This is a genomic window from Streptomyces sp. NPDC047061, from assembly GCF_040643955.1.
Classification (GTDB): domain Bacteria; phylum Actinomycetota; class Actinomycetes; order Streptomycetales; family Streptomycetaceae; genus Streptomyces.
This window is the reverse complement of the sequence record NZ_JBEYVI010000011.1, coordinates 210011-229339: the sequence shown is the minus strand read 5'-3', so window position 1 is coordinate 229339 and position 19329 is coordinate 210011. Positions and strand designations below refer to the sequence as shown.

General features: G+C 70.7%; 17 protein-coding genes. 9 read left to right on the top strand and 8 right to left on the bottom strand.

Features of this window, described 5'->3' with window-relative positions; translation table 11 throughout:
- From ABZ887_RS18980 to glgB, 3 genes are all read left to right on the top strand, one after another.
- A partial coding sequence (locus tag ABZ887_RS18980; RefSeq protein WP_361290430.1) for an alpha-glucosidase C-terminal domain-containing protein occupies window positions 1-321 on the top strand: 321 nt, incomplete at its 5' end.
- A 198-nt stretch (window positions 322-519) separates the two neighbouring features.
- The gene (locus ABZ887_RS18975) at window positions 520-1899 is read left to right on the top strand and encodes a maltokinase (RefSeq protein WP_361290427.1); all 1380 of its coding nucleotides are present in this window, start codon (window positions 520-522) and stop codon (window positions 1897-1899) included.
- Window positions 1900-1917: 18 nt separating this feature from the next.
- Window positions 1918-4128, top strand: coding sequence for a 1,4-alpha-glucan branching enzyme (gene glgB / locus ABZ887_RS18970; protein ID WP_361290424.1), 2211 nt, complete (start codon window positions 1918-1920; stop codon window positions 4126-4128).
- Here glgB and ABZ887_RS18965 read toward each other — a convergent pair.
- The 5 genes from ABZ887_RS18965 to ABZ887_RS18945 all read right to left on the bottom strand — a co-directional run bounded on the left by ABZ887_RS18965 (window position 4103) and on the right by ABZ887_RS18945 (window position 9745).
- A complete protein-coding gene (locus ABZ887_RS18965) occupies window positions 4103-6343 on the bottom strand; it encodes an ATP-dependent DNA helicase (RefSeq protein ID WP_361290421.1) in 2241 nt (746 codons plus the stop codon). The genes glgB and ABZ887_RS18965 overlap by 26 nt on opposite strands.
- 190 nt (window positions 6344-6533) lie before the next feature.
- Window positions 6534-6893, bottom strand: a complete 360-nt coding sequence (locus tag ABZ887_RS18960) for a thioredoxin family protein (RefSeq protein WP_361290418.1) — start codon at window positions 6891-6893, stop codon at window positions 6534-6536.
- The gene (locus ABZ887_RS18955) at window positions 6890-7318 is read right to left on the bottom strand and encodes a MerR family transcriptional regulator (protein ID WP_361290415.1); all 429 of its coding nucleotides are present in this window, start codon (window positions 7316-7318) and stop codon (window positions 6890-6892) included. The genes ABZ887_RS18960 and ABZ887_RS18955 overlap by 4 nt, the downstream gene beginning before the upstream one ends.
- 29 nt (window positions 7319-7347) lie before the next feature.
- Complete coding sequence (locus tag ABZ887_RS18950) at window positions 7348-8121, bottom strand: DUF2127 domain-containing protein (RefSeq protein ID WP_361290412.1); 774 nt, start codon at window positions 8119-8121, stop codon at window positions 7348-7350.
- Between the two features lie 214 nt (window positions 8122-8335).
- Window positions 8336-9745, bottom strand: coding sequence for a cation:dicarboxylase symporter family transporter (locus ABZ887_RS18945; protein ID WP_361290466.1), 1410 nt, complete (start codon window positions 9743-9745; stop codon window positions 8336-8338).
- Window positions 9746-9866: 121 nt separating this feature from the next.
- Between ABZ887_RS18945 and ABZ887_RS18940 the strand changes: the two genes are divergently transcribed.
- Both ABZ887_RS18940 and ABZ887_RS18935 read left to right on the top strand, forming a co-directional pair.
- The gene (locus ABZ887_RS18940) at window positions 9867-11492 is read left to right on the top strand and encodes a sensor histidine kinase (protein ID WP_361290409.1); all 1626 of its coding nucleotides are present in this window, start codon (window positions 9867-9869) and stop codon (window positions 11490-11492) included.
- Window positions 11489-12172 (top strand): response regulator, encoded by a 684-nt coding sequence (locus tag ABZ887_RS18935; RefSeq protein ID WP_361290406.1) that lies wholly within the window; start codon window positions 11489-11491, stop codon window positions 12170-12172. The genes ABZ887_RS18940 and ABZ887_RS18935 overlap by 4 nt, the downstream gene beginning before the upstream one ends.
- Here ABZ887_RS18935 and ABZ887_RS18930 read toward each other — a convergent pair.
- Window positions 12057-14459 carry a tetratricopeptide repeat protein gene (locus tag ABZ887_RS18930; protein WP_361290402.1) on the bottom strand — a complete coding sequence of 801 codons (2403 nt, stop codon included), beginning with the start codon at window positions 14457-14459 and terminating at the stop codon, window positions 12057-12059. The genes ABZ887_RS18935 and ABZ887_RS18930 overlap by 116 nt on opposite strands.
- A 52-nt stretch (window positions 14460-14511) precedes the next feature.
- Window positions 14512-15072, bottom strand: a complete 561-nt coding sequence (locus ABZ887_RS18925; protein ID WP_361290399.1) for a hypothetical protein — start codon at window positions 15070-15072, stop codon at window positions 14512-14514.
- 112 nt (window positions 15073-15184) lie between these two features.
- Between ABZ887_RS18925 and ABZ887_RS18920 the strand changes: the two genes are divergently transcribed.
- From ABZ887_RS18920 to ABZ887_RS18905, 4 genes are all read left to right on the top strand, one after another.
- Window positions 15185-15427, top strand: coding sequence for a hypothetical protein (locus ABZ887_RS18920; protein ID WP_361290396.1), 243 nt, complete (start codon window positions 15185-15187; stop codon window positions 15425-15427).
- Window positions 15421-15870, top strand: coding sequence for a DNA-binding protein (locus ABZ887_RS18915; RefSeq protein WP_361290393.1), 450 nt, complete (start codon window positions 15421-15423; stop codon window positions 15868-15870). The genes ABZ887_RS18920 and ABZ887_RS18915 overlap by 7 nt, the downstream gene beginning before the upstream one ends.
- Window positions 15871-15927: 57 nt before the next feature.
- On the top strand, window positions 15928-16782 hold the full coding sequence (locus ABZ887_RS18910; protein ID WP_361290390.1) for a 5'-methylthioadenosine/S-adenosylhomocysteine nucleosidase: 855 nt from the start codon (window positions 15928-15930) through the stop codon (window positions 16780-16782).
- A 169-nt stretch (window positions 16783-16951) separates the two neighbouring features.
- Window positions 16952-18742: a tetratricopeptide repeat protein gene (locus tag ABZ887_RS18905; protein ID WP_361290463.1), complete on the top strand. Its 1791-nt coding sequence runs from the start codon at window positions 16952-16954 to the stop codon at window positions 18740-18742.
- Between the two features lie 5 nt (window positions 18743-18747).
- On the opposite strand, the gene ABZ887_RS18900 is transcribed toward ABZ887_RS18905, so the two are convergent.
- Window positions 18748-19224: an ATP-binding protein gene (locus ABZ887_RS18900; RefSeq protein ID WP_361290387.1), complete on the bottom strand. Its 477-nt coding sequence runs from the start codon at window positions 19222-19224 to the stop codon at window positions 18748-18750.
- Between the last annotated feature and the right edge of the window lie 105 nt (window positions 19225-19329).

Here is a 19329-nt window from a genome sequence, read left to right as displayed (position 1 = left end):
CTGCTCCACTGGACCCGCCGCATGATCGAGATCCGCAAGCAGAATCCTGCCTTCGGACTGGGGTCCTACACCGAACTGCAGTCCTCCAACCCGGCGGTGATCGCGTTCCTGCGGGAGTACGAGGACGATCTCGTCCTCTGCGTGCACAACTTCTCCCGGTTCGCGCAGCCGACGGAGCTGGACCTCAGGCGCTTCAACGGCCGGCATCCGGTGGAGCTGTTCGGCGGGGTCCGCTTCCCGGCGATCGGCGAACTGCCGTACCTCCTGACCCTGGCGGGACACGGCTTCTACTGGTTCCGGCTCCGCGCGGAGCAGGCCTAGCGGACCTGGTGGTGAGCGCCCCGTAAGGGGCGCGGGGAACTGCGCGACCAGCCCCCACCGGCCCGCAGTCGAAAAACAGCGCACCCAGCGGAGCGATCACGCACAGTCCACCCCGGGCGGCACCGGTTGGTTTCCTCCGGCCCGCCCGGGGCACGCATCACTAACGCCCCCGACCACCCGGGGAAAGGACGTACCGCCATGGCGGAAACGGTCAGCCCCTCCACTCCCGCTCTCCTCGCCTCGCTCGACCCCCTGCTGCGCGAGTGGCTGCCCCGGCAGCGCTGGTTCGCCGGCAAGGGCAGCCCGGTCACGGGCTTCTCCCCGGTGGCCGAGACCGAACTCCTGCCGTCGGACGGCCGGCTGGGCCTGCACCACCTGCTGGTCCGTGCCCACCAGCCGCCCGCCCCCGCCGAGGCCGGCGACTGCTACCAGCTCCTCATAGGCGTGCGCGAGGCGCTGCCGCCCCGGCTGGCGCCCGCGCTGATCGGACACCTGGCCGACGGCCCGCTGGCCGGGCACACGGTCTACGACGCCCTGTACGACCCGCGGCCCGCCGAGGTGCTGCTGGAGGCCCTGCGCTCCCGGGCCCGCATCGGCGGACTGCGCTTCGAGCGCGACCCGGGCCAGGAGATACGCGACGGGCTGGTGGCCCGGCTGATGACCGCCGAGCAGTCCAACTCCTCGGTCGTCTACGGAGATACGTTCATCCTGAAGCTGTTGCGCCGGGTCGTGCCCGGCGTCAACCCCGACCTGGAGATACCGCTGGCCCTGGCCCGCGAGGGCTGCGCCCGGGTACCCGCCCCGACGGCCTGGCTGCGGGCGGAGCTGGCCGACGGCCCCGACGAGCCGTATGTCCTGGCCGTCCTCCAGCCCTTCGTACAGGGCGCGACCGACGGCTGGGAGCTGGCGCTGCGCGAGCTGGCCAAGGGCGAGGACTTCGCGGCCGAGGCGCGGGCGCTGGGGCGGGCGACCGCCGAGGTGCACACGGCGCTGGCCCGGGTGCTGCCGACCGTCACCCTCGGGCACCCTCAGCTGGAGCCGATGGTCGCGGGCATGACCGAGCGGCTGGCGGCGGCCGTGCAGGCGGTACCGGCGCTGCGGCCGTACGAGGAGGGGCTGCGGTCCGCCTACACCGCGCTGGCCGACCTGGCCTCGGAGGGCCGTACCTGGACCGCCCAGCGCGTCCACGGCGACCTGCACCTGGGGCAGTGCCTGCGGGCACCGTCCGGGGAGTGGTCGCTGATCGACTTCGAGGGCGAGCCGGCCCGTCCGCTGGCCGAGCGCCGGATGCCGCAGCCGCCGGTGCGGGACATCGCCGCGATGCTCCGCTCCTTCGACTACGCGGCCCACTCGGTGACTCCGGCGGCCCCCGGCTGGGCGCGGCGGTGCCGGGCGGCCTACTGTTCCGGATACGCCGAGACCACCGGCGTCGACCCGCGCACCGATCCCGTCCTGCTGCGGGCCTACGAGACCGACAAGGCCGTCTACGAGGTCGTCTACGAGGCCCGGCACCGTCCCGACTGGCTGCCCGTCCCGCTGTCGGCCGTACGCCGCCTCGCCACCCCCGACCCGACCTGATCCCCGGGAGACGCGTCCGTGACCTCCAAGAACCCCGTGCCCGTAGCCGCCGGCGACCGTGAACGGCTGCTGCACGGCACCCACCACGACCCGCACTCGGTGCTGGGCGCGCATCCGGTCCCGGGCGGGACCGCCGTCCGTGCGTTCCGCCCGTACGCCCGCGCGGTGACGGCCGTCGCGGGGAAAGAGGGGAAGGAGGGACAGGAGGGGCAGGACCTGCGGGCCGAACTGCACGACGACGGCGACGGCTTCTTCTCCGCCCTGCTCCCCGTCTCCGACCTGCCGGACTACCGGCTGGTGGTGGCGTACGAGGGGACGGTCCAGGAGACCGAGGACGCGTACCGCTTCCTGCCCACCCTCGGCGACCTGGACCTGCACCTCATCGGCGAGGGCCGGCATGAACGGCTGTGGGAGGCGCTCGGCGCGCATCCGACGACCCACCAGGGCGTGCCGGGCACCCGGTTCACGGTGTGGGCGCCGAACGCGCGGGGCGTGCGGCTGGCCGGCGGATTCAACTTCTGGGACGGCACCGGGTACCCGATGCGCTCGCTCGGCTCCTCCGGGATCTGGGAGCTGTTCCTGCCGGGGATCGGCGAGGGCGAGCTGTACAAGTTCGACATCACCCGCCCGGACGGTTCCCGCACGCTGCGGGCGGATCCGATGGCCCGGCGTACCGAGGTGCCGCCGCACACGTCGTCGATCGTGACGGCCTCGCGCCACGCATGGGACGACGCGGAGTGGATGACGCACCGGGCCGACGCCCCCGTCCACGAGGCCCCCTTCTCCGTCTACGAGGTGCACCTGCCGTCCTGGCGCCCCGGCCTGTCGTACCGCGAACTGGCCGAGCAACTGCCCGCCTACGTCAGTGACCTGGGCTTCACGCATGTCGAGCTGATGCCGGTCGCCGAGCATCCCTTCGGCGGTTCCTGGGGCTACCAGGTCACCGGCTTCTACGCGCCGACGGCCCGGCTCGGCACCCCCGACGACTTCAAGTACCTGGTGGACGCCCTGCACCGGGCCGGCATCGGGGTGCTGATGGACTGGGTGCCGGCGCACTTCCCGCGGGACGACTGGGCGCTGGCCGAGTTCGACGGGCGGCCGCTGTACGAGCACTCGGACCCGCTGCGGGCCGCCCACCCCGACTGGGGCACCCTGGAGTTCGACTTCGGCCGCCGCGAGGTGCGCAACTTCCTGGTGGCGAACGCCGTGTACTGGTGCGAGGAGTTCCACATCGACGGGCTGCGGGTGGACGCGGTCGCCTCGATGCTCTACCTCGACTACTCGCGCGAGCCGGGCCAGTGGACGCCGAACGAGCACGGCGGCCGGGAGAACCTGGACGCGGTGGCGTTCCTGCAGGAGATGAACGCGACGGTCTACCGCCGCGCCCCGGGCGTCGTCACCATCGCCGAGGAGTCGACGGCCTGGGAGGGCGTGACCCGCCCCACCGACAGCGGCGGTCTCGGCTTCGGCCTGAAGTGGAACATGGGCTGGATGCACGACTCGCTGGAGTACATGTCCCACGAGCCGGTGCACCGCAAGTACCACCACCATGAGATGACCTTCTCGATGGTCTACGCGTACAGCGAGAACTACGTCCTGCCCATCTCCCACGACGAGGTCGTGCACGGCAAGCGCTCACTCGTCTCGAAGATGCCCGGCGACTGGTGGCAGCAGCGCGCCAACGACCGCGCCTACCTGGCCTTCATGTGGGCCCACCCCGGCAAGCAGCTCCTCTTCATGGGGCAGGAGTTCGCCCAGGGCGCGGAGTGGTCGGAGGCGCACGGCCCCGACTGGTGGCTGCTCGACCCGGACTACGGCGCCGAGGCCGACCACCGGGGCGTACGCGACCTGGTTCGCGACCTCAACACGGTGTACCGCGCGGCCCCGGCCCTCTGGCAGCGGGACACGGCACCCGAGGGTTTCCAGTGGATCGTCGGGGACGCGGCCGAGGACAACGTCTTCGCGTTCCTCCGCCTGGACGCCGAGGGCACACCGCTCCTGTCCGTCTCCAGCCTCGCCCCCGTGGTCCGCGAGGACTACCGCCTCGGCGTCCCGGAAGAGATCCCCGCCTGGCACGAGACCCTCAACACGGACGCGGTCCGCTACGGCGGCAGCGGCGTCACCAACCCCGACCCGGTCAAACCGGAGGCGCAGGGCAGCCACGGCCGCCCCGCGAGCATCCGGCTGACCCTGCCCCCGCTGGCTACGGTGTGGCTGCGGCCTGCCTGAGCCCGTCCGGCAGGCCGCCGGTGTGCAGCACGCCGAGCCGCTGGGTGGCCCGGGTCAGCGCCACGTACAGGTCGCTGGTGCCGTAGCGGCCCGGTTCCACCACGAGGACCGAGTCGAACTCCAGTCCCTTCGCCTGGCGTGGGTCGAGGAGGACGACGGTCTGCGTCAGGTCGGGTTCGGCGCCGGCCGTGACGCCGTCCAGGCGGGTGGCGAGGGAGCGGTGGAGGTCGCGGGGGGCGATCACGGCCAGCCGGCCTTCGGTGGGGGCCAGTTCGGCGACGGCCTTCTCGACGGCGCCGGGAAGGTCGTCGTGGACCTGGCGCACCCACGGCCGTACGCCCGTCGAGCGGACCGAGCTCGGCGGCTCGAAGTCCGGGTGCTCGGCGCGGACCACGGCCGCCGCGAGGTCCATGATCTCGGACGGGGTGCGGTAGTTGACGGCGAGGCGGGTGTGCTCCCAGCGGTCCTCGACGTACGGCCGGAGGATGTCCGCCCAGGAGCCGACGCCCGCCGCCTCCGCGGTCTGGGCCGGGTCGCCGACCAGGGTCATCGAGCGGGTCGGGCTGCGCCGCATGAGGAGCCGCCAGGCCATCGGGGAGAGCTCCTGCGCCTCGTCCACGATGATGTGGCCGAACGCCCAGGTGCGGTCGGCCGCCGCGCGCTCGGCCGCGCTGCGGAAGTCCTCCTCCTCCTGGCGCTCGGCGAACCGCTCGGCGTCGATGATGTCGTGCGCGGACAGCACCTCGGAGGAGTCGGGGTCGCTGTCCTCCTTGTCGTCGAACTCGTAGGTGCGGGAGGCGTAGGACACGTCGAGGACGCCCTGGGCGTAGGCGATCTGGGTCTCGCGCTCGCGCTCGGCGCGGGCCCGGGCGACCCGCTCGTCCACGCCGAGGATCTCCGCCGCCTCGTCGAGGAGGGGCACGTCGGAGACCGTCCAGGTCCGCGTCACCGGGCGGCGGATCGCGGCCGCGTCCTCGTCGCCCACGTAGCCCTCGGGACCGGCGAGGAAGTCGGCGACCAGGCGCTGCGGGGTGATCCGCGGCCACAGCTGGTCGATGGCGGACCAGACCTCGGGGTTCTCGGCGAGTTCGTCGCGGATCTGGGTGACGTCGGAGGGGTCGAGCAGGCTGCTGCCGTCGAAGGGGTCGGTGCCCACGCGTTCGGCGTACAGGTCGGTGAGGGTGTTGAGGATGTGTCCCTCGAAGTGCTCGCGGGCCACGTTGTGCGGGAGCCGGGCGGCGCGGGTGCGCTCGCGGGCCATGTTGACCAGGCCGTCGTCGAGCATCAGCACCTCACGGTCGTGCTCGATCGTGAGGACCGGGTCGGGCAGCGCCTGCCGGTCGCGTACGACGGCGGCCAGCACGTCGGCCATGTCGGAGCGGCCCTTCACGGCGGCCGCCTCGGGGGTGTCGGCCGCGGTCGCCTTCACGCCGGGGAACAGCTCGCCGACGGTCGCCAGGAGCACACCCGTCTCGCCCAGCGAGGGCAGCACCTCGCCGATGTAGCCGAGGAAGGCGGGGTTGGGGCCGACGATCAGCACGGCCCGCTTGGCGAGCAGTTCCCGGTATTCGTAGAGGAGAAATGCGGCGCGGTGCAGCGCGACCGCCGTCTTTCCGGTGCCCGGTCCGCCCTCGACCACCAGGACCCCGCGGTACGGCGCCCGGATGATCTCGTCCTGCTCGGCCTGGATGGTCTGCACGATGTCGTTCATCCGGCCGGTGCGGGCCGAGTCGAGCGCGGCGAGCAGCACCGCGTCGCCGGACGGGTCCTCGTGGCCGGTGCGCTCGCGGTCGCCGAGGTCGAGGATCTCGTCGTGCAGGGAGGCGACCCGGCGGCCGTCGGTGGCGATGTGCCGGCGGCGCCGCAGGCCCATCGGGGTGTGGCCGGTGGCCAGGTAGAAGGGGCGGGCGACCTCGGCACGCCAGTCGACGAGGACGGGGGTGCGCTCGGCGTCGTCCAGGCGCAGTCCGATCCGCCCGATGTGGTGCTTCGTACCGGAGGTCAGGTCGATGCGCCCGAAGCACAGCGACCCGTCCACGGCGTTCAGCGCGGCGAGCAGCCCGGAGCGCTCGGCGACCAGGATGTCCCGCTCCAGGCGGGCCTGCATCGGCTTGTCGCCGAGGGCGAGGGCGTCCGCGACCGAGTCCTCGGTGTCGCCGCGCAGGGCGTCCACCCGTGCGTACAGTCCGTCGATGAATTCCTGCTCGTGACGCAATTCATCGTCCGGAAATTCGGTGTTTGACAATTCCACTCCCGCCCGGATATACTGTGCCCACTGAACTTCTTCGTGACCTCGTCGACTTCGCCTCGACCTGAAGTCACGAACTCTTGAATATACGCAAAGAAATCCCCCGGACGCAATTGTCCGGGGGATTCTTCGTATTACCGGTCGGTTCGGCGTCGGTTCAGCGCAGTACGTCGGGCAGGACGTCCGGCAGCGCGTCGGCCAGTTCCTCGAGCAGCCGCCGCCTGGGCCGGGCGCCCACCATCGACCGCACCGGCTCGCCGTCCCGGAACACCATGAACGTCGGCATCGACAGCACCTTGTAGGCGTTCGTCGTCTCCGGATTGGTGTCCACGTCCAGCTGCACCACCTTCAGCCGCTCGCCCTCCTCCGCCGCGAGGGCCGTGAGCACCGGTCCCATCTGCCGGCACGGCGGGCACCAGTCGGCGGTGAACTCCACGAGCACCGGCCGCTCCGCCCCGATCACCTCCGCCGCGAAGTCCGCGTCCGTCACCTCGGCCACACCCGCAGCCTTGATCATTGCCCGGTCCCTCCCAGTTCGCAGGTCGGCTCCGGACCCCCCGGAGCCAGCGCCTCGACGGCCAGCGCGTCCCGGGCCCGCTCGGCCCGCTCCAGCTGGGCCCCGACCGTCGCCCGCACGGCCTGCAGCTCGCCGATGAGCGAGTCCAGCTCCGCCAGCTTGCGCCGGTAGACCGCGAGCGACGCCGGGCAGGTGTCGCCCTCCGGGTGCCCGGCCCGCAGGCACTCCACGAACGGCCGGGTCTCCTCCAGCTCGAACCCGACGTCCTGCAGCGTCCGGATCTGCGTGAGCAGCCGCAGATCGCTCTCGTCGTACGTCCGGTGCCCGTTCCCGGCCCGCCGTGCGGGCAGCAGCCCGCGCGCCTCGTAGTACCGCAGGGCGCGCGTGGTGGTCCCGGCCCGTGCGGCCAGCTCGCCGATTCGCATGCCTACGACGGTAGGACCTGACGCCGACGTCAAGGCAAGCTCGGCTCGACCCCCGCGGACTCCTCGACCTCGAGGAGCGAGGCGCTGTGCCGCTCCTCGTCGAAGGCCCTGCGCCCGCCCCGCAGCCCGAACAGCCGCTTGGCGAGGGCGATGTAGAGCACGGCGAGGATGTTCAGCGCGAGGGTCGCGATCTTCAGATAGCTGACCTTCTCGGTGAGCTCCCAGATCTCCAGCGGCAGGAAGGCGGCCGTGGCGACCACGGTCAGGTACTCCGCCCACCGCTTGGCGTACCAGAGCCCGACCGCCTCGACGAGTTCGATCAGCGCGTACGCCAGCAGCAGCCCGGCCACCAGCAGCAGCGTGGAGTGCTTGTACCCGAAGGCCTTCTGGATCGACCCGACGACCGGTGAGTGGTCGAGGTCGTAGTGGAAGTGCCTGAAGACCGGCCGGAACGTGTCCAGATACTCGTTGAACAGTCTGCGCACCGCGTCCTGGCTGTTGCTGAACTTCCACACCGCGACCGCGACCAGCACGATGAACACCCCGCGCACGGCCCGCTCGATCGCCAGGAAGCGCAGGATGAACAGGTCCCGCAGCACCTTCCCGCGCGGCACCAGCGGGGCGTCCGCGGCCGGTCCCGAGCCGTGCGGCTCGCCGAGCGCGAAGTCCCCGCAGCGCAGACAGCGCCAGGCCTCCCCGACCGCGGTCTGCGCGTGCAGCCGCACCCGCAGCCGCGGGTCGTCCGGGGCGTAGGTCACATGCCCCTTGCGTGCGCAGTGCCGTCGATCCCAGTCGATCGCCATCCCCCGTGCCTCCAAATGCCGATGTGCCGTTCCCGTTGAACAGGAACGGCACGTTAGTGGATACGTCTGACAGCCGTGGCCGAGGGGTCGGCGCACCTGTGGAGAACCGGGCGGCTGGGCAACGGGGGGAGTTCCCAGCCGCCCGGAGAGCGGTGGCCGGACGGCCGGCCCGGGTTCAGGCCGAGCCGGACGTCCGGCGGCTTCTCGCGAGGTGCTAGGCCTTGGCCAGTTCCTCGCGCTGCTCGGGCAGTTCCGGCGTACCGGCCGCGCCCTCGTCCAGCAGCGTGGTCTCGTCGAACGGCAGCTCACCGGCGAGCACCTGCTGCATCCGGCCCTTGTCGATGTCCTTGGTCCAGGTGCCGATCAGGACGGTGGCGACGGAGTTGCCCGCGAAGTTCGTCAGGGCACGGGCCTCGCTCATGAAGCGGTCGATGCCGACGATGAGGCCGACGCCGTCCACCAGCGCGGGCTTGTGCGACTGCAGGCCGCCGGCCAGCGTGGCGAGCCCCGCACCGCTGACGCCGGCCGCGCCCTTCGAGGCCAGCAGCAGGAAGAGCAGCAGCGGGATCTGCTCGCCGACCGACATCGGCGTGCCGAGGGCGTCGGCGATGTACAGCGACGCCATGGTCATGTAGATCATGGTGCCGTCGAGGTTGAAGGAGTAGCCGGTCGGGACGGTGATACCGACCACGGCCTTGCTGACACCCAGGTGCTCCATCTTCGCGATGAGCCGCGGCAGCGCGGACTCGGAGGAGGAGGTGGACAGGATCAGCAGGAACTCACGGGCGAGGTACTTGAACAGCGTGAGGATGTTCAGTCCGGCGACGATCCGCAGCAGTGCGCCGAGCACGACGAAGACGAACAGCACACAGGTCACGTAGAAGCCGAGCATCAGCACGGCGAGACTCTTGAGCGCGTCGAGCCCGGCGGAGCCGACGACCGCGGCGATCGCGCCGAACGCACCGATCGGCGCGGCCCACATGATCATGCCCAGGATGCGGAAGACGAGCCGCTGGATGTGCTCGACACCGCGCAGCACGGGCTGGCCGACCGACCCCATGGCCTGCAGCGCGAACCCGGCGAGCAGCGCGATGAGCAACGTCTGCAGCACCTGGCCCTCGGTGAAGGCGGAGACGAAGGTGGTCGGGATGATCGACAGCACGAAGTCGACCGGGCCGAGCGCCTCGGAGTCGACCTGGCTGTGTCCGGTGGCCTTGAGGGCGTTGGTGAGGTGCAGCCCGTCACCGGGGTGCAGGATGTTGCCGACGACGAGACCGATGCCCAGCGCGACCAGGGACATCACCAGGAAGTAGCCGAGCGCGATACCGCCGACGGCACCGACCTTGGCGGCCTTCCGCACGGACCCGATCCCGAGCACGATCGTGCAGAAGATGATCGGCGAGATCATCATCTTGATGAGGTTGACGAAGCCGGTACCGAGTGGCTTGAGCTCGACCCCGGCGTCGGGCCAGACCAGCCCCACGACGATGCCGAGCGCCACCGCGGCGATCACGGCGATGTACAGGTAATGAGTGCGGTCCCGCTTGACTGCGGGTGCGGCAGGTGCCGTTTCGGGGGTGCTTGCTGCGGCCACGGCTGCCCTCCTTGACGTCTTCGTCGGCATCACCGGCGTGCGGCTCACGTCCGGGGGTTGTGGGGGATGCCGTGACTATCTCCCGGTCTGTGAGGGCGGTCACGCTTCCGTTCATTTAGTTCACGCTTAACCCGCGGGGCACACTGCTGACATGCGCTTCCCGTCCATCCCCCGCCCTCGCAGCCTCGCCGGCCAGCTCTTCGCCATGCAGGCCGTGCTGATAGCGGTGGTGGTCGCCGGTTACGCGCTGTTCACGTACGTCAGCGACCGCCACCAGGCGGAGGAGGCGGCGACCCGGCAGGCGACGGCGGTGGCCCGGTCGGTCGCCGACTCCCCCTCCGTCCGCGCGGCGATCCACACCACGAACCCTTCTTCGGAGCTCCAGCCCTACGCCCTCCAGGTGATGCGCGCCACGGAGGTCGACTTCATCACGATCATGACCCCGAACGGAATCCGCTGGACCCACCCCGACCAGACCCAGATCGGCAAGCACTACCTCGGCCACATCGGGGCGGCCCAGCAGGGCCACACCTTCAGCGAGACCTACAAGGGCACCCTCGGCGCCTCCGTCCGCACGGTGACGCCGATCACGGACAACGGCCGGGTGATCGGCCTGGTGAGCGCCGGCATCAAGGTGGAGGCGATCAGCCAGCGGGTCCAGGAGCAGGTGACGGCACTGCTGGGGGTCGCGGCGGGCGCCCTGCTGCTGGGCGCGCTCGGCACGTACGTCGTCAACGCCCGCCTGCGCCGCCACACCCACGGCATGAACGCGGCGGAGCTGAGCCACATGCACGACTACCACCAGGCGGCGCTGCACGCGGTGCGCGAGGGCCTGCTGATGCTGGACGGCCAGTACCGGGTGGCGCTCATCAACGACGGGGGGCGGGAACTCCTGGGGGTGGGCGCCGAGCAGGACGTGGTCGGCCGGTCGGTGGCCGAGCTGGGCCTGCCTGCCCCGCTGACCGGCGCACTGCTGGCCTCCGAGCCCCGGGTGGACGAGGTCCACCTGACGGCGGACCGGGTGCTGGTGGTGAACACGTCGCCGGTGTCGGGCGGAGAGCGCCGAGGAACGGTGGTGACACTGCGAGACGTCACCGAACTCCAGTCCCTGATGGGCGAACTGGACTCGGAACGCGGCTTCACACAGGCGCTGCGCTCCCAGGCCCACGAGGCGGCGAACCGCCTGCACACGGTCGTGTCCCTGATCGAGCTGGGCAGGGCCTCGGAGGCCGTCGACTTCGCGACGGCGGAGCTGGAGCTGGCGCAGGCGCTGACCGACCAGGTGGTGGCGGCGGTCAGCGAACCGGTCCTCGCCGCCCTGCTGCTGGGCAAGACCGCGCAGGCGAACGAGCGGGGCGTGGAGCTGGTGGTCTCGGACGAGAGCCGGCTGGATGACGGTTTGCTACCGGAGAGCCTGTCGGCGCGCGATCTGGTCACCATCCTCGGCAACCTGATCGACAACGCGGTGGACGCGGCCCAGGGAACGGTACGGGCGCGCGTGACGGTGACCGCGTACGCGGAGGACGCCGAGTTGGTGATGCGGGTGACGGACACGGGTGCGGGGGTCGACCCCGCCCACGCCGAGCTGGTCTTCCAGCGCGGCTTCTCGACGAAGCCGGCGGGACCGGGCGGGCGGGGACTGGGGCTGGCCCTGGTACGGCAGGCGGTCGTACGGCTGGACGGGACCCTGACGGTCACGGAGGCGCCGGAGGGCGGAGCGGTGTTCGAGGTACGGCTGCCGTTGCGGTCGTCGGTGGCGGGGGGCGAGGCGCGATGACCGGCGAACCGATTCGGGTGCTGGTCGTGGAGGACGATCCGGTGGCCGCCGACGCCCACGTCATGTACGTGGGCCGGGTGCCGGGGTTCGTCGCCGTCGGGAAGGCGCATACGGGGGCGGAGGCGCGCCGGATCCTGGACCGTACCCCCGTGGACCTGCTCCTCCTGGACCTGCACCTGCCGGACGTGCACGGCCTGCAGTTCGCGCGCTCGCTGCGGGCGGCGGGGCATCAGGCGGACGTCATAGCGGTGACGTCGGCGCGGGACCTGGCGGTGGTGCGGGAGGGGGTCTCGCTGGGGGTCGTCCAGTACGTCCTGAAGCCGTTCACCTTCGCGACGCTCCGCGACCGGCTGACCCGGTACGCGGAGTTCCGGGCGGCGGCGGGCGAGGCGAGCGGCCAGGACGAGGTGGACCGAGCACTGGCGGCCCTCCGGGCACCGTCACCGGCAGCCTTGCCAAAGGGCTTGAGCGCACCGACGCTGGAGCGGGTGACGCTCGCCTTGCGGGAGTCGAAGGAGGGGCTCACCGCGGCGGGGCTGGCGGAGAGCGTGGGGATCTCCCGGATCACGGCCCGGCGGTACCTGGAGCACCTGGTCGAGGCGGGGCGGGCTGGGCGGAGTCCGTTGTATGGGCAGGTGGGGAGGCCGGAGTTGGTTTATCGGTGGGGGCGGGGGCGGTGAGCCTTTCGGCTTGGGCACGGGCTTGGGCGGCTTCGGTGGGGGCGTTGGCTCGGGTGTAGGCGTCGGCGGCTTGGAGGTAGTAGATACAGGCCTCGGCTCGTCTGCATGTGATCGCGTGGGTAAGGGCCATGTTGTGGAGAGCGGTGCCGACGCCGTACCAGTCTTCAAATTCTTGGTAGATCTTCAGGGCCTTGCCATGCGCCTCATTTGTCTCCTCCACCACGCCCGTCTCACCCAGGATGCCACCGAGGTTGTTCCAGGAGTTAGCCTCCCCAAGACGATCCCCAATGCCCTCGAACAGGTCGCGGGCTTGAGTGTGCGCTTCAATCGCCTCCTTCATCCGCCCGGCCTTCCTCAGAGCGATCCCGAGACTGTCCCACGCTCTGGCCGCGTAGTTTAGGTCTCGGATCGCCTGAAACAGCCGACAGGCCGTGACGTGAACGTCGATTGCTTCCTTCACCCGGCCCGCCTCGCGCAGGGCAACTCCGAGGTTGAGACATGCACCGGCTTCGCCGTGGCGGTTCCCAACGGCCCGAAACAGGTCGCGGGCCCGAGTATGCGCGTCAATGGCCTCCCTCGCCCTGCCCCCCTCGTCCAGGGCAATGCCGAGGCTGGTCCACATGCTGGCCTCGCCATCGCGGTCTCCGGAACAGTGCGCGGCCTCCTGGGCAGCACGCGTGATGGTGATCTTGTCGTCGAAATACCTCCGCCAGTCGAGATACTCCGCCAGGCACCGCGCCAGCAGCACCGCCTCACCTCTGAGCAGCTTCTCGCTGGCCCACAACACTGCCGCCACCAAACCCACCCGTTCCCCATCCAGCCATGCCAACGCTTGGCTGCGATTACTGAACCGCTCCGGCTCTGCTCTTCCCGGCAGCCACCGCAACCGCTGATCGGCCGCATATGCCCACCTCAGATAAAGCCTCAGTACTCGCTCCCGCGCCGCCTCCCCCTCCTCCCGCAGCCCTGCGTCCCCCGCCACCACACCCATCCCGTACGCCCGCACCAAGTCATGCAACCGCCACCACGCCCGCCCACTCCCCCGATCGACGAGATGCGCCCGAGTCAGTGCCCTCAGGTCCGCCAGCGGAGGAGGGTCAGTCCCTACCAGCGCGGCGACAACTTCGTCACTCACCTCGGGTCCGGGCGCGAGGGCGAGCAGACGCAGCAGTCGAGCCTGCTCAGGCGGCAGACGGCGATAGGACAGCTCGAAGGTTGCTCGGACGCTGCGCTCCCCGTCATCAAGGTGAACGAGCCGGTCATGGGAAGCCCCAAGCTCGCCGACAAGCTCGGCAATCGGCATCCTCGGATCCTCCGCCAGCAACGCTGCCGCGATCTGAAGAGCGAGCGGTAAATGTCCGCACAGATAAGCTAGTTGTCCGCAGGCTTCAGGGTCGTCCGCCACACGACTGTCCTCAGGGTCGGCGATCCTCAGGGCCAATTCGACCAGCCGCCGCGCCTCCTCGGGCGCAAGCTGATCCAACGGCACTAGCCGCGCACCGAGTTGAGGCAGCCGGTGGCGAGACGTCACCAGTACCCGGTGCCGTCCCTCCCCCGGCAGCAAAGGCCTCACCTGATCCGGCGACGAAGCATTGTCGGCCAGTACCAACACTGCCCCCCGCTGGGCGAGCAGCGACCGGTAGAGACCCGCCCGGTCATCGGCCGCAGCCGGGATGTGCTCCGGCGGCACCCCGAGCGCCCGCAGCAGCGCCTGAAGGGCCTGGTCGGCGCTGACCGGCTGCTCGTCGTACCCGTGCAGGTCGAGGAAGAGCACCCCGCCCGGGAACCATCCCTTCCCGCACGCCAGATGTGCGGCCTCGACAGCAAGCGCCGTCTTCCCGATACCACCAAGCCCGGACACGGCGGTGACCAGAACCGCGGCGGAGTCGTCGAGCGCCCCCAGCAGCTCAGCCGTCTCCCCCTCCCGCCCGGTGAACCCACCAGGCCGCGGCGGCAACGAGGACAACGCCTCTGGCGCCGCCCCACCCCCCTGGATCACGACCTGGACCCCGACCACCTCACGCAGAAAGACCCCACCACGGAAGTCGGAGTGATCACCCCCGTACCAGGCAGCAGCACTGCCCGGCGCATACCGCTCCATGGCAGCCGCAACAGCACCCGCAACCCCCGGATCACCGCCGAGCAGCTCCGCAACCCGGTCACCCCAGGTCCGCAACTCCTCCGGCCGCCGACCCGAGCCATCCACCGCCTCGGCCAGCACCCGCCCGGCATCCCCACCCGCGCCCTCGGCCAGGGCCGCCAGCAAAGCCGATAAAGCCGCTCTCATGCGCCGTTCCGTCCCCCGATGCCCCTGATGCGTAGGCATCAACGGTACGGCGTCAGGCCGAGGCCCGTGCCGGTCTCGCCGGCCTCATGTACAGCAGAACCTGCACCCCCAGCCCCACCACCGCGAGCGCCTCCAGCACCGACAGCCCGACCAGCAACCGACCACGGTCCCCGCCCGCCCAGAACACCGCCAGCGCCGCCAGCGGCACCGCGCAGAACGCCGTCAGGTCGATCACGGCCTGGATCGTCTTGCGGGTCCGCCGCCGGACGTCGGTCCGGTGGTACGCCTCCCAGCCGAAGGTGTTGAAATCCCCGTCTGAAGCGGTTAGTTGCGCCAGCCTCGGCCCCAACTCGTCCCGCACGTAGAGCCCGATCGCCGAGATCTTCTCGTCGTTGACCAGGTACGTCCACCCGAGCACGACGCACACCGGCGGCAACGCCAACAGCATCGACGCCTGCTTGGCCTGCGCCGCCGCGGCGATGACAGCAGCCACCACACCGAGCGTCACGTACAAGAGATTGTCCCGGAACCCGATCCGCGCCTTCTGCTCGTCCTTGATCGTCTGGTACTCGGCGAGCAGCAACTGCCCGACGGTGACGCCTTGCTCCGGCATACGGCTCTCCCCCACCCGACGGGCCGACTCACACCGGTCGACCATACCCCCTCCGACCTGCCCGTTCTCCACTTCGCTCGTTTTTTCCTACCACCGGTGTTACGTTCTATGAGTGAGCAGTCATGCCGTTTCCCCCACCCCGGAGCGGGCCGGCAAGCGGTCCGTGTCCCTCCCTCAGTCGTTGATAAAGGAAATCGAGGCCAGGACCGGCAGGACAGGCTTCTCAGCCGTCGTGTCCGAGGCCCTGGAACAGTGGCTGGCCATGGCCAAGCTGCGCGAGGTCATCGAGGCCGACGAGCAGGAGTTCGGTCCGGTCGGTGCAGACGCCCTGCGGCGCGCGGAGGACGAGTGGTAAGCAAGCGCCTCAAGGCCCTGGGCAAGGGCGGAGGGACGCTGGTCCTGGACGCTCAGGGGCTCTGCCTCCAGGTCGACGGCGATGAGCAGATGCGCGCCCGAATCAGGACGGCAGAGCTGAACGGCCGTCGAGTCGCCCTGTCCGCCCTCACACCGCTGGAAGTCCGCCGCTCAGGACAGGCCAACCGGCGCCTGGCTTTCCTGCTGTCCCGCTTCGACGTCAAACCTGTCGACGAGGTCGTCCTGCGCACCGCGGCCCTCCTCCTGGACGCGACCGGTCTGGACGGTCACGAATGTCTCGTCGACGCGATCGTGGTCGCCACCGCCGCTCTCTGCGTACCACCAGTCCGTCTGGTCACATCGGACAGCTCTCACATACCCAAACTGTGCGCCGCCGCCCATGAACTGCCACCGCAGCCCTCGATCGGCCTGATCACCGTCTGATCGTCAGCCTGAGCCAACGGGACGGTCCGACAGGAGACTTGGCGCTACCGTGGACGGATGCCCGCGAAACAGCCCATCGCTGTCATCCTCACGGCGCTCCCCCTGGAGTACGACGCCGTCCGCGCCCATCTGAGGGGCGACATCAAGGAACTCGTCCACGACGACGGGACCCGCGTGGAGGTGGGCTCGCTCGAAGGCTCACCCTGGGCTCTCGCGGTCGCGGAGTTGGGCGAGGGCGCTATGAACGCCGCCGCGCTCACCACTCAGATCGTGGGCTGGCTACGCCCGCAGGCGCTGTTCTTCGTCGGGGTCGCGGGCGGGCTCAAGGACGACGTCGAGATCGGTGACGTGGTGGTCGGGACATGGGTGTACGCCGTTCATGGCGGCAAGCACACCCCCGAGGGATTCAACGCGCGGCCCAAGAGCTGGCCCGGCTCCAACCGTCTGGTGCAGGCCGCACGCTCAGCCGTGCGCGACCTGCGGGAGCTACGGGCCCACCTCAAGCCGATCGCGTGCGCCGACGTCGTCCTTGCCGACGACAGGTCCACGTTCGCCGACGAGATCCGGCGCACCTACAACGACGCCTGCGCCATCGAGATGGAGGGCTCCGGCGCCGTCCACGCGGCCCATCTGAACGGCCAGCTGGACGCCCTCGTGATCCGCGGAATCAGCGACCGCGCGAACCGCGACAAGCACCAGGCGGACGCCTCCGGTTCGCAGGAGCGGGCCGCCGAACAGGCGGCCTCGGTCGCGGTGGCGGTGTTGCGGAAGCACCGGCCCCGTGGGGGCTCCGACGACGAGGAGGGTCCCCAACAACGCGGGGACAGCTCGGCAACCTACGGCGGCGACCACATCGACTTCAGGGGCGGCACCTTCCACGGCCCCGTCATCGGCAAGCAGACCGGACGCTAGCGGCAAGGGCACGGCCCACGGCCCGGTCCCCCACGCGACGGCGACCCTGCCGCCACGCCCGCTGGGCTTCACCGGCCGGTCGGCGGAGTTGGACCGCCTGCTCCCCCATCTGGCCCCGGACAAGGCCGACGGCGACGCCCTCCCACTCCTCATCTTCGCCGTCACCGGCATGGGTGGCATCGGCAAGACCGCGCTGGCGGTGGAGGCGGGGCATCGGGCATGTAAGAAGGGGTGGTTCCCGGGCAGCACTCTCTTCGTGGACCTGCGCGGCTACGACGCCGACCCGGTCACCGCGGACCAGGCGGTCCTGGCCCTCCTCGACGCGCTCGGTGTCCGGGGGACGGATCTGCCGCCGACCGCAGAACGTCAGTACGACACGTACCGCGCGCTCCTCGCCGATCAGCAGCACCGGATCCTGCTGATCCTGGACAACGCCTCGGATCCGTCCCAGTACCTGCCACTACTACCAGGCACGGACCACCACCAAGTACTGATCACCTCCCGGGACCGTCCCGACTCCCTTCCGGTACGCCTCATCGACCTTGAGACCCTCGGCCCGGACGACTCCGTCGCCCTGGTCAGCCGCGCACTGCACGACGCCGACGAGCGCGACGACCGTCCCACCCGCGAACCGGAGGCCCTACGCGAACTGATTGTCCTCTGCGGCCACTTGCCGCTGGCCCTCCAGATCGCGGCCGCGATGCTGCGCCGACGTCGGCACCGGAGCATCGCCTCGCTGGTCGCCGAGATCCAGGAAACCGGGGACCCGACCACCGTCCTGGACAACGGCAGTCGCGGTACGGATCAGTACGGCCGTCCGCTGGTCCTCCGGCCTGTGCTGGAGAGCTCGTATCGTCGACTGCCGCACGATCAGGCTCGGTTGCTGCGGCTGCTGGCCCTCGCTCCGGGCGCGGAAACCGGCACGGAGGTGGTGGCCGCACTGGCCGGCCTCGACGAGCAGACCGTGCTGTCCTTGCTGGAGGACTTGGCCGCCACACATCTCGTCACGCCGGTCCGGGACGGCGAGGGGGCGGACTCGGTGGTGCGGTGGCGGTTGCATGACTTGGTGCGGGCGTATGGGGTGGGCGTGGTGGCGGGGGACGTGGGGTTGAGGGAGGAGGGGGAGGCGGCACGGGAGCGGGTGCTGGGGTTCTACTGCCGGTGGGCAGAGGCGGCGGACGCCCGGTTGCGTTGGCTGCCGGGGATGGGGAAGCCGGAGCGGTTCGAACGCCAGGGGGACGCGTTGGTGTGGTTTGACGCGGAGCGGGCGGGGCTGGTTGCGACGGTGGGATGGGCACGCGAGGAGCGGTACGCGGGCGCGTCGGTGCAGCTGGCTCTGCATCTGGGGGAGTATTTGCGCTGGCGACGGTATTTCGAAGACGCGATCACCGTCGCCGGCGTGGCGCGGGATGCCGCCCACCGTGCCAGGGACCGCCCTCGCGAAGGCATAGCGTGGAACGATCTTGGCATCGTTCTGGGACAGGTGGGCCAGGTAGAGAAGGCGATCGAGGCCCACACCCGCGCCCGCAACCTGCACCAGGGCGCCGGAGACCGCCACCGCGAGGCCGGCGCGTGGTCCAACCTCGGCCTCGCCCTGCGGGAGGCGGGCCAGGTGGAGGAGGCGATCGAGGCGCACACTCACGCCCGCGACCTTTACCGGGGTGCCGACGACCGCCGTCGCGAGGCAATGGCGTGGAACGGCCTCGGCCTCGCCCTGCGGAAGGCGGGCCGGGCGGAGGAGGCGATCGAGGCGTACGCCGAGGCGTTGAAGGGCCATCAGGAGTCCGAGGACTGGTACGGGGCCGGCCAGACCCTCCAGAACCTGGCCTTCGCCCACGAGACCGCCCAACGCCCGACCGACGCCCGCACCTACTGGCTCCAGGCCGCCGACGCCTACACCCGCGCCAACGCCCCCGCCAAAGCCGCCCAAGCCCGCGCCCGGGCCGCCGAACTCGACTAACCCCTTCACCACCCCCGAACCCCCCACCCCGGCAACACCGCCCACATCCGCGTCCCACCCCCAGGCTCCCGCCCCTCCCCGAACCCCCACTCCCCCTCGCACGCCCGCACCACGCACCCCAGCACCCGCAGCGCGGCCCGCCTCCGCACCTCGCAGGCCTCCGCCACCCGTGGGTGACGATGCCGGGGATGCCCGTCGTAGAGGATCACCCGCAGCGCGTCCTCCCGGTACCGCAGCGACACGTACACGTCCTCCCCCGGAGTGAACTTGCAAGCACACGCGGCCAGTTCACTCACCACCTGAACAGCCGCATCCGTGAGCCCCTCCAGCCCGTGCGTCTTCAGGACAACCCGGGTGGCAGCTCGCGCGACCCGGCAACTGGCCGCTCCCGCAGGCAACGTGAAGCTGTAGGCGAGCGCGTCCGGGGAGGGTGCCGCCAGCTCCGAGACCTCGCCGGTGACGATGGGACAGGGCATGGCCATGAGTGACTCCTTTTCAGCAGACGGGACTTGCTGCAGCCGGTGGCCTGTCGCGCGAACCAGGGCAGGCTCGCGCGATGCACTTCCCGCGACGTCGATCCGTAACCG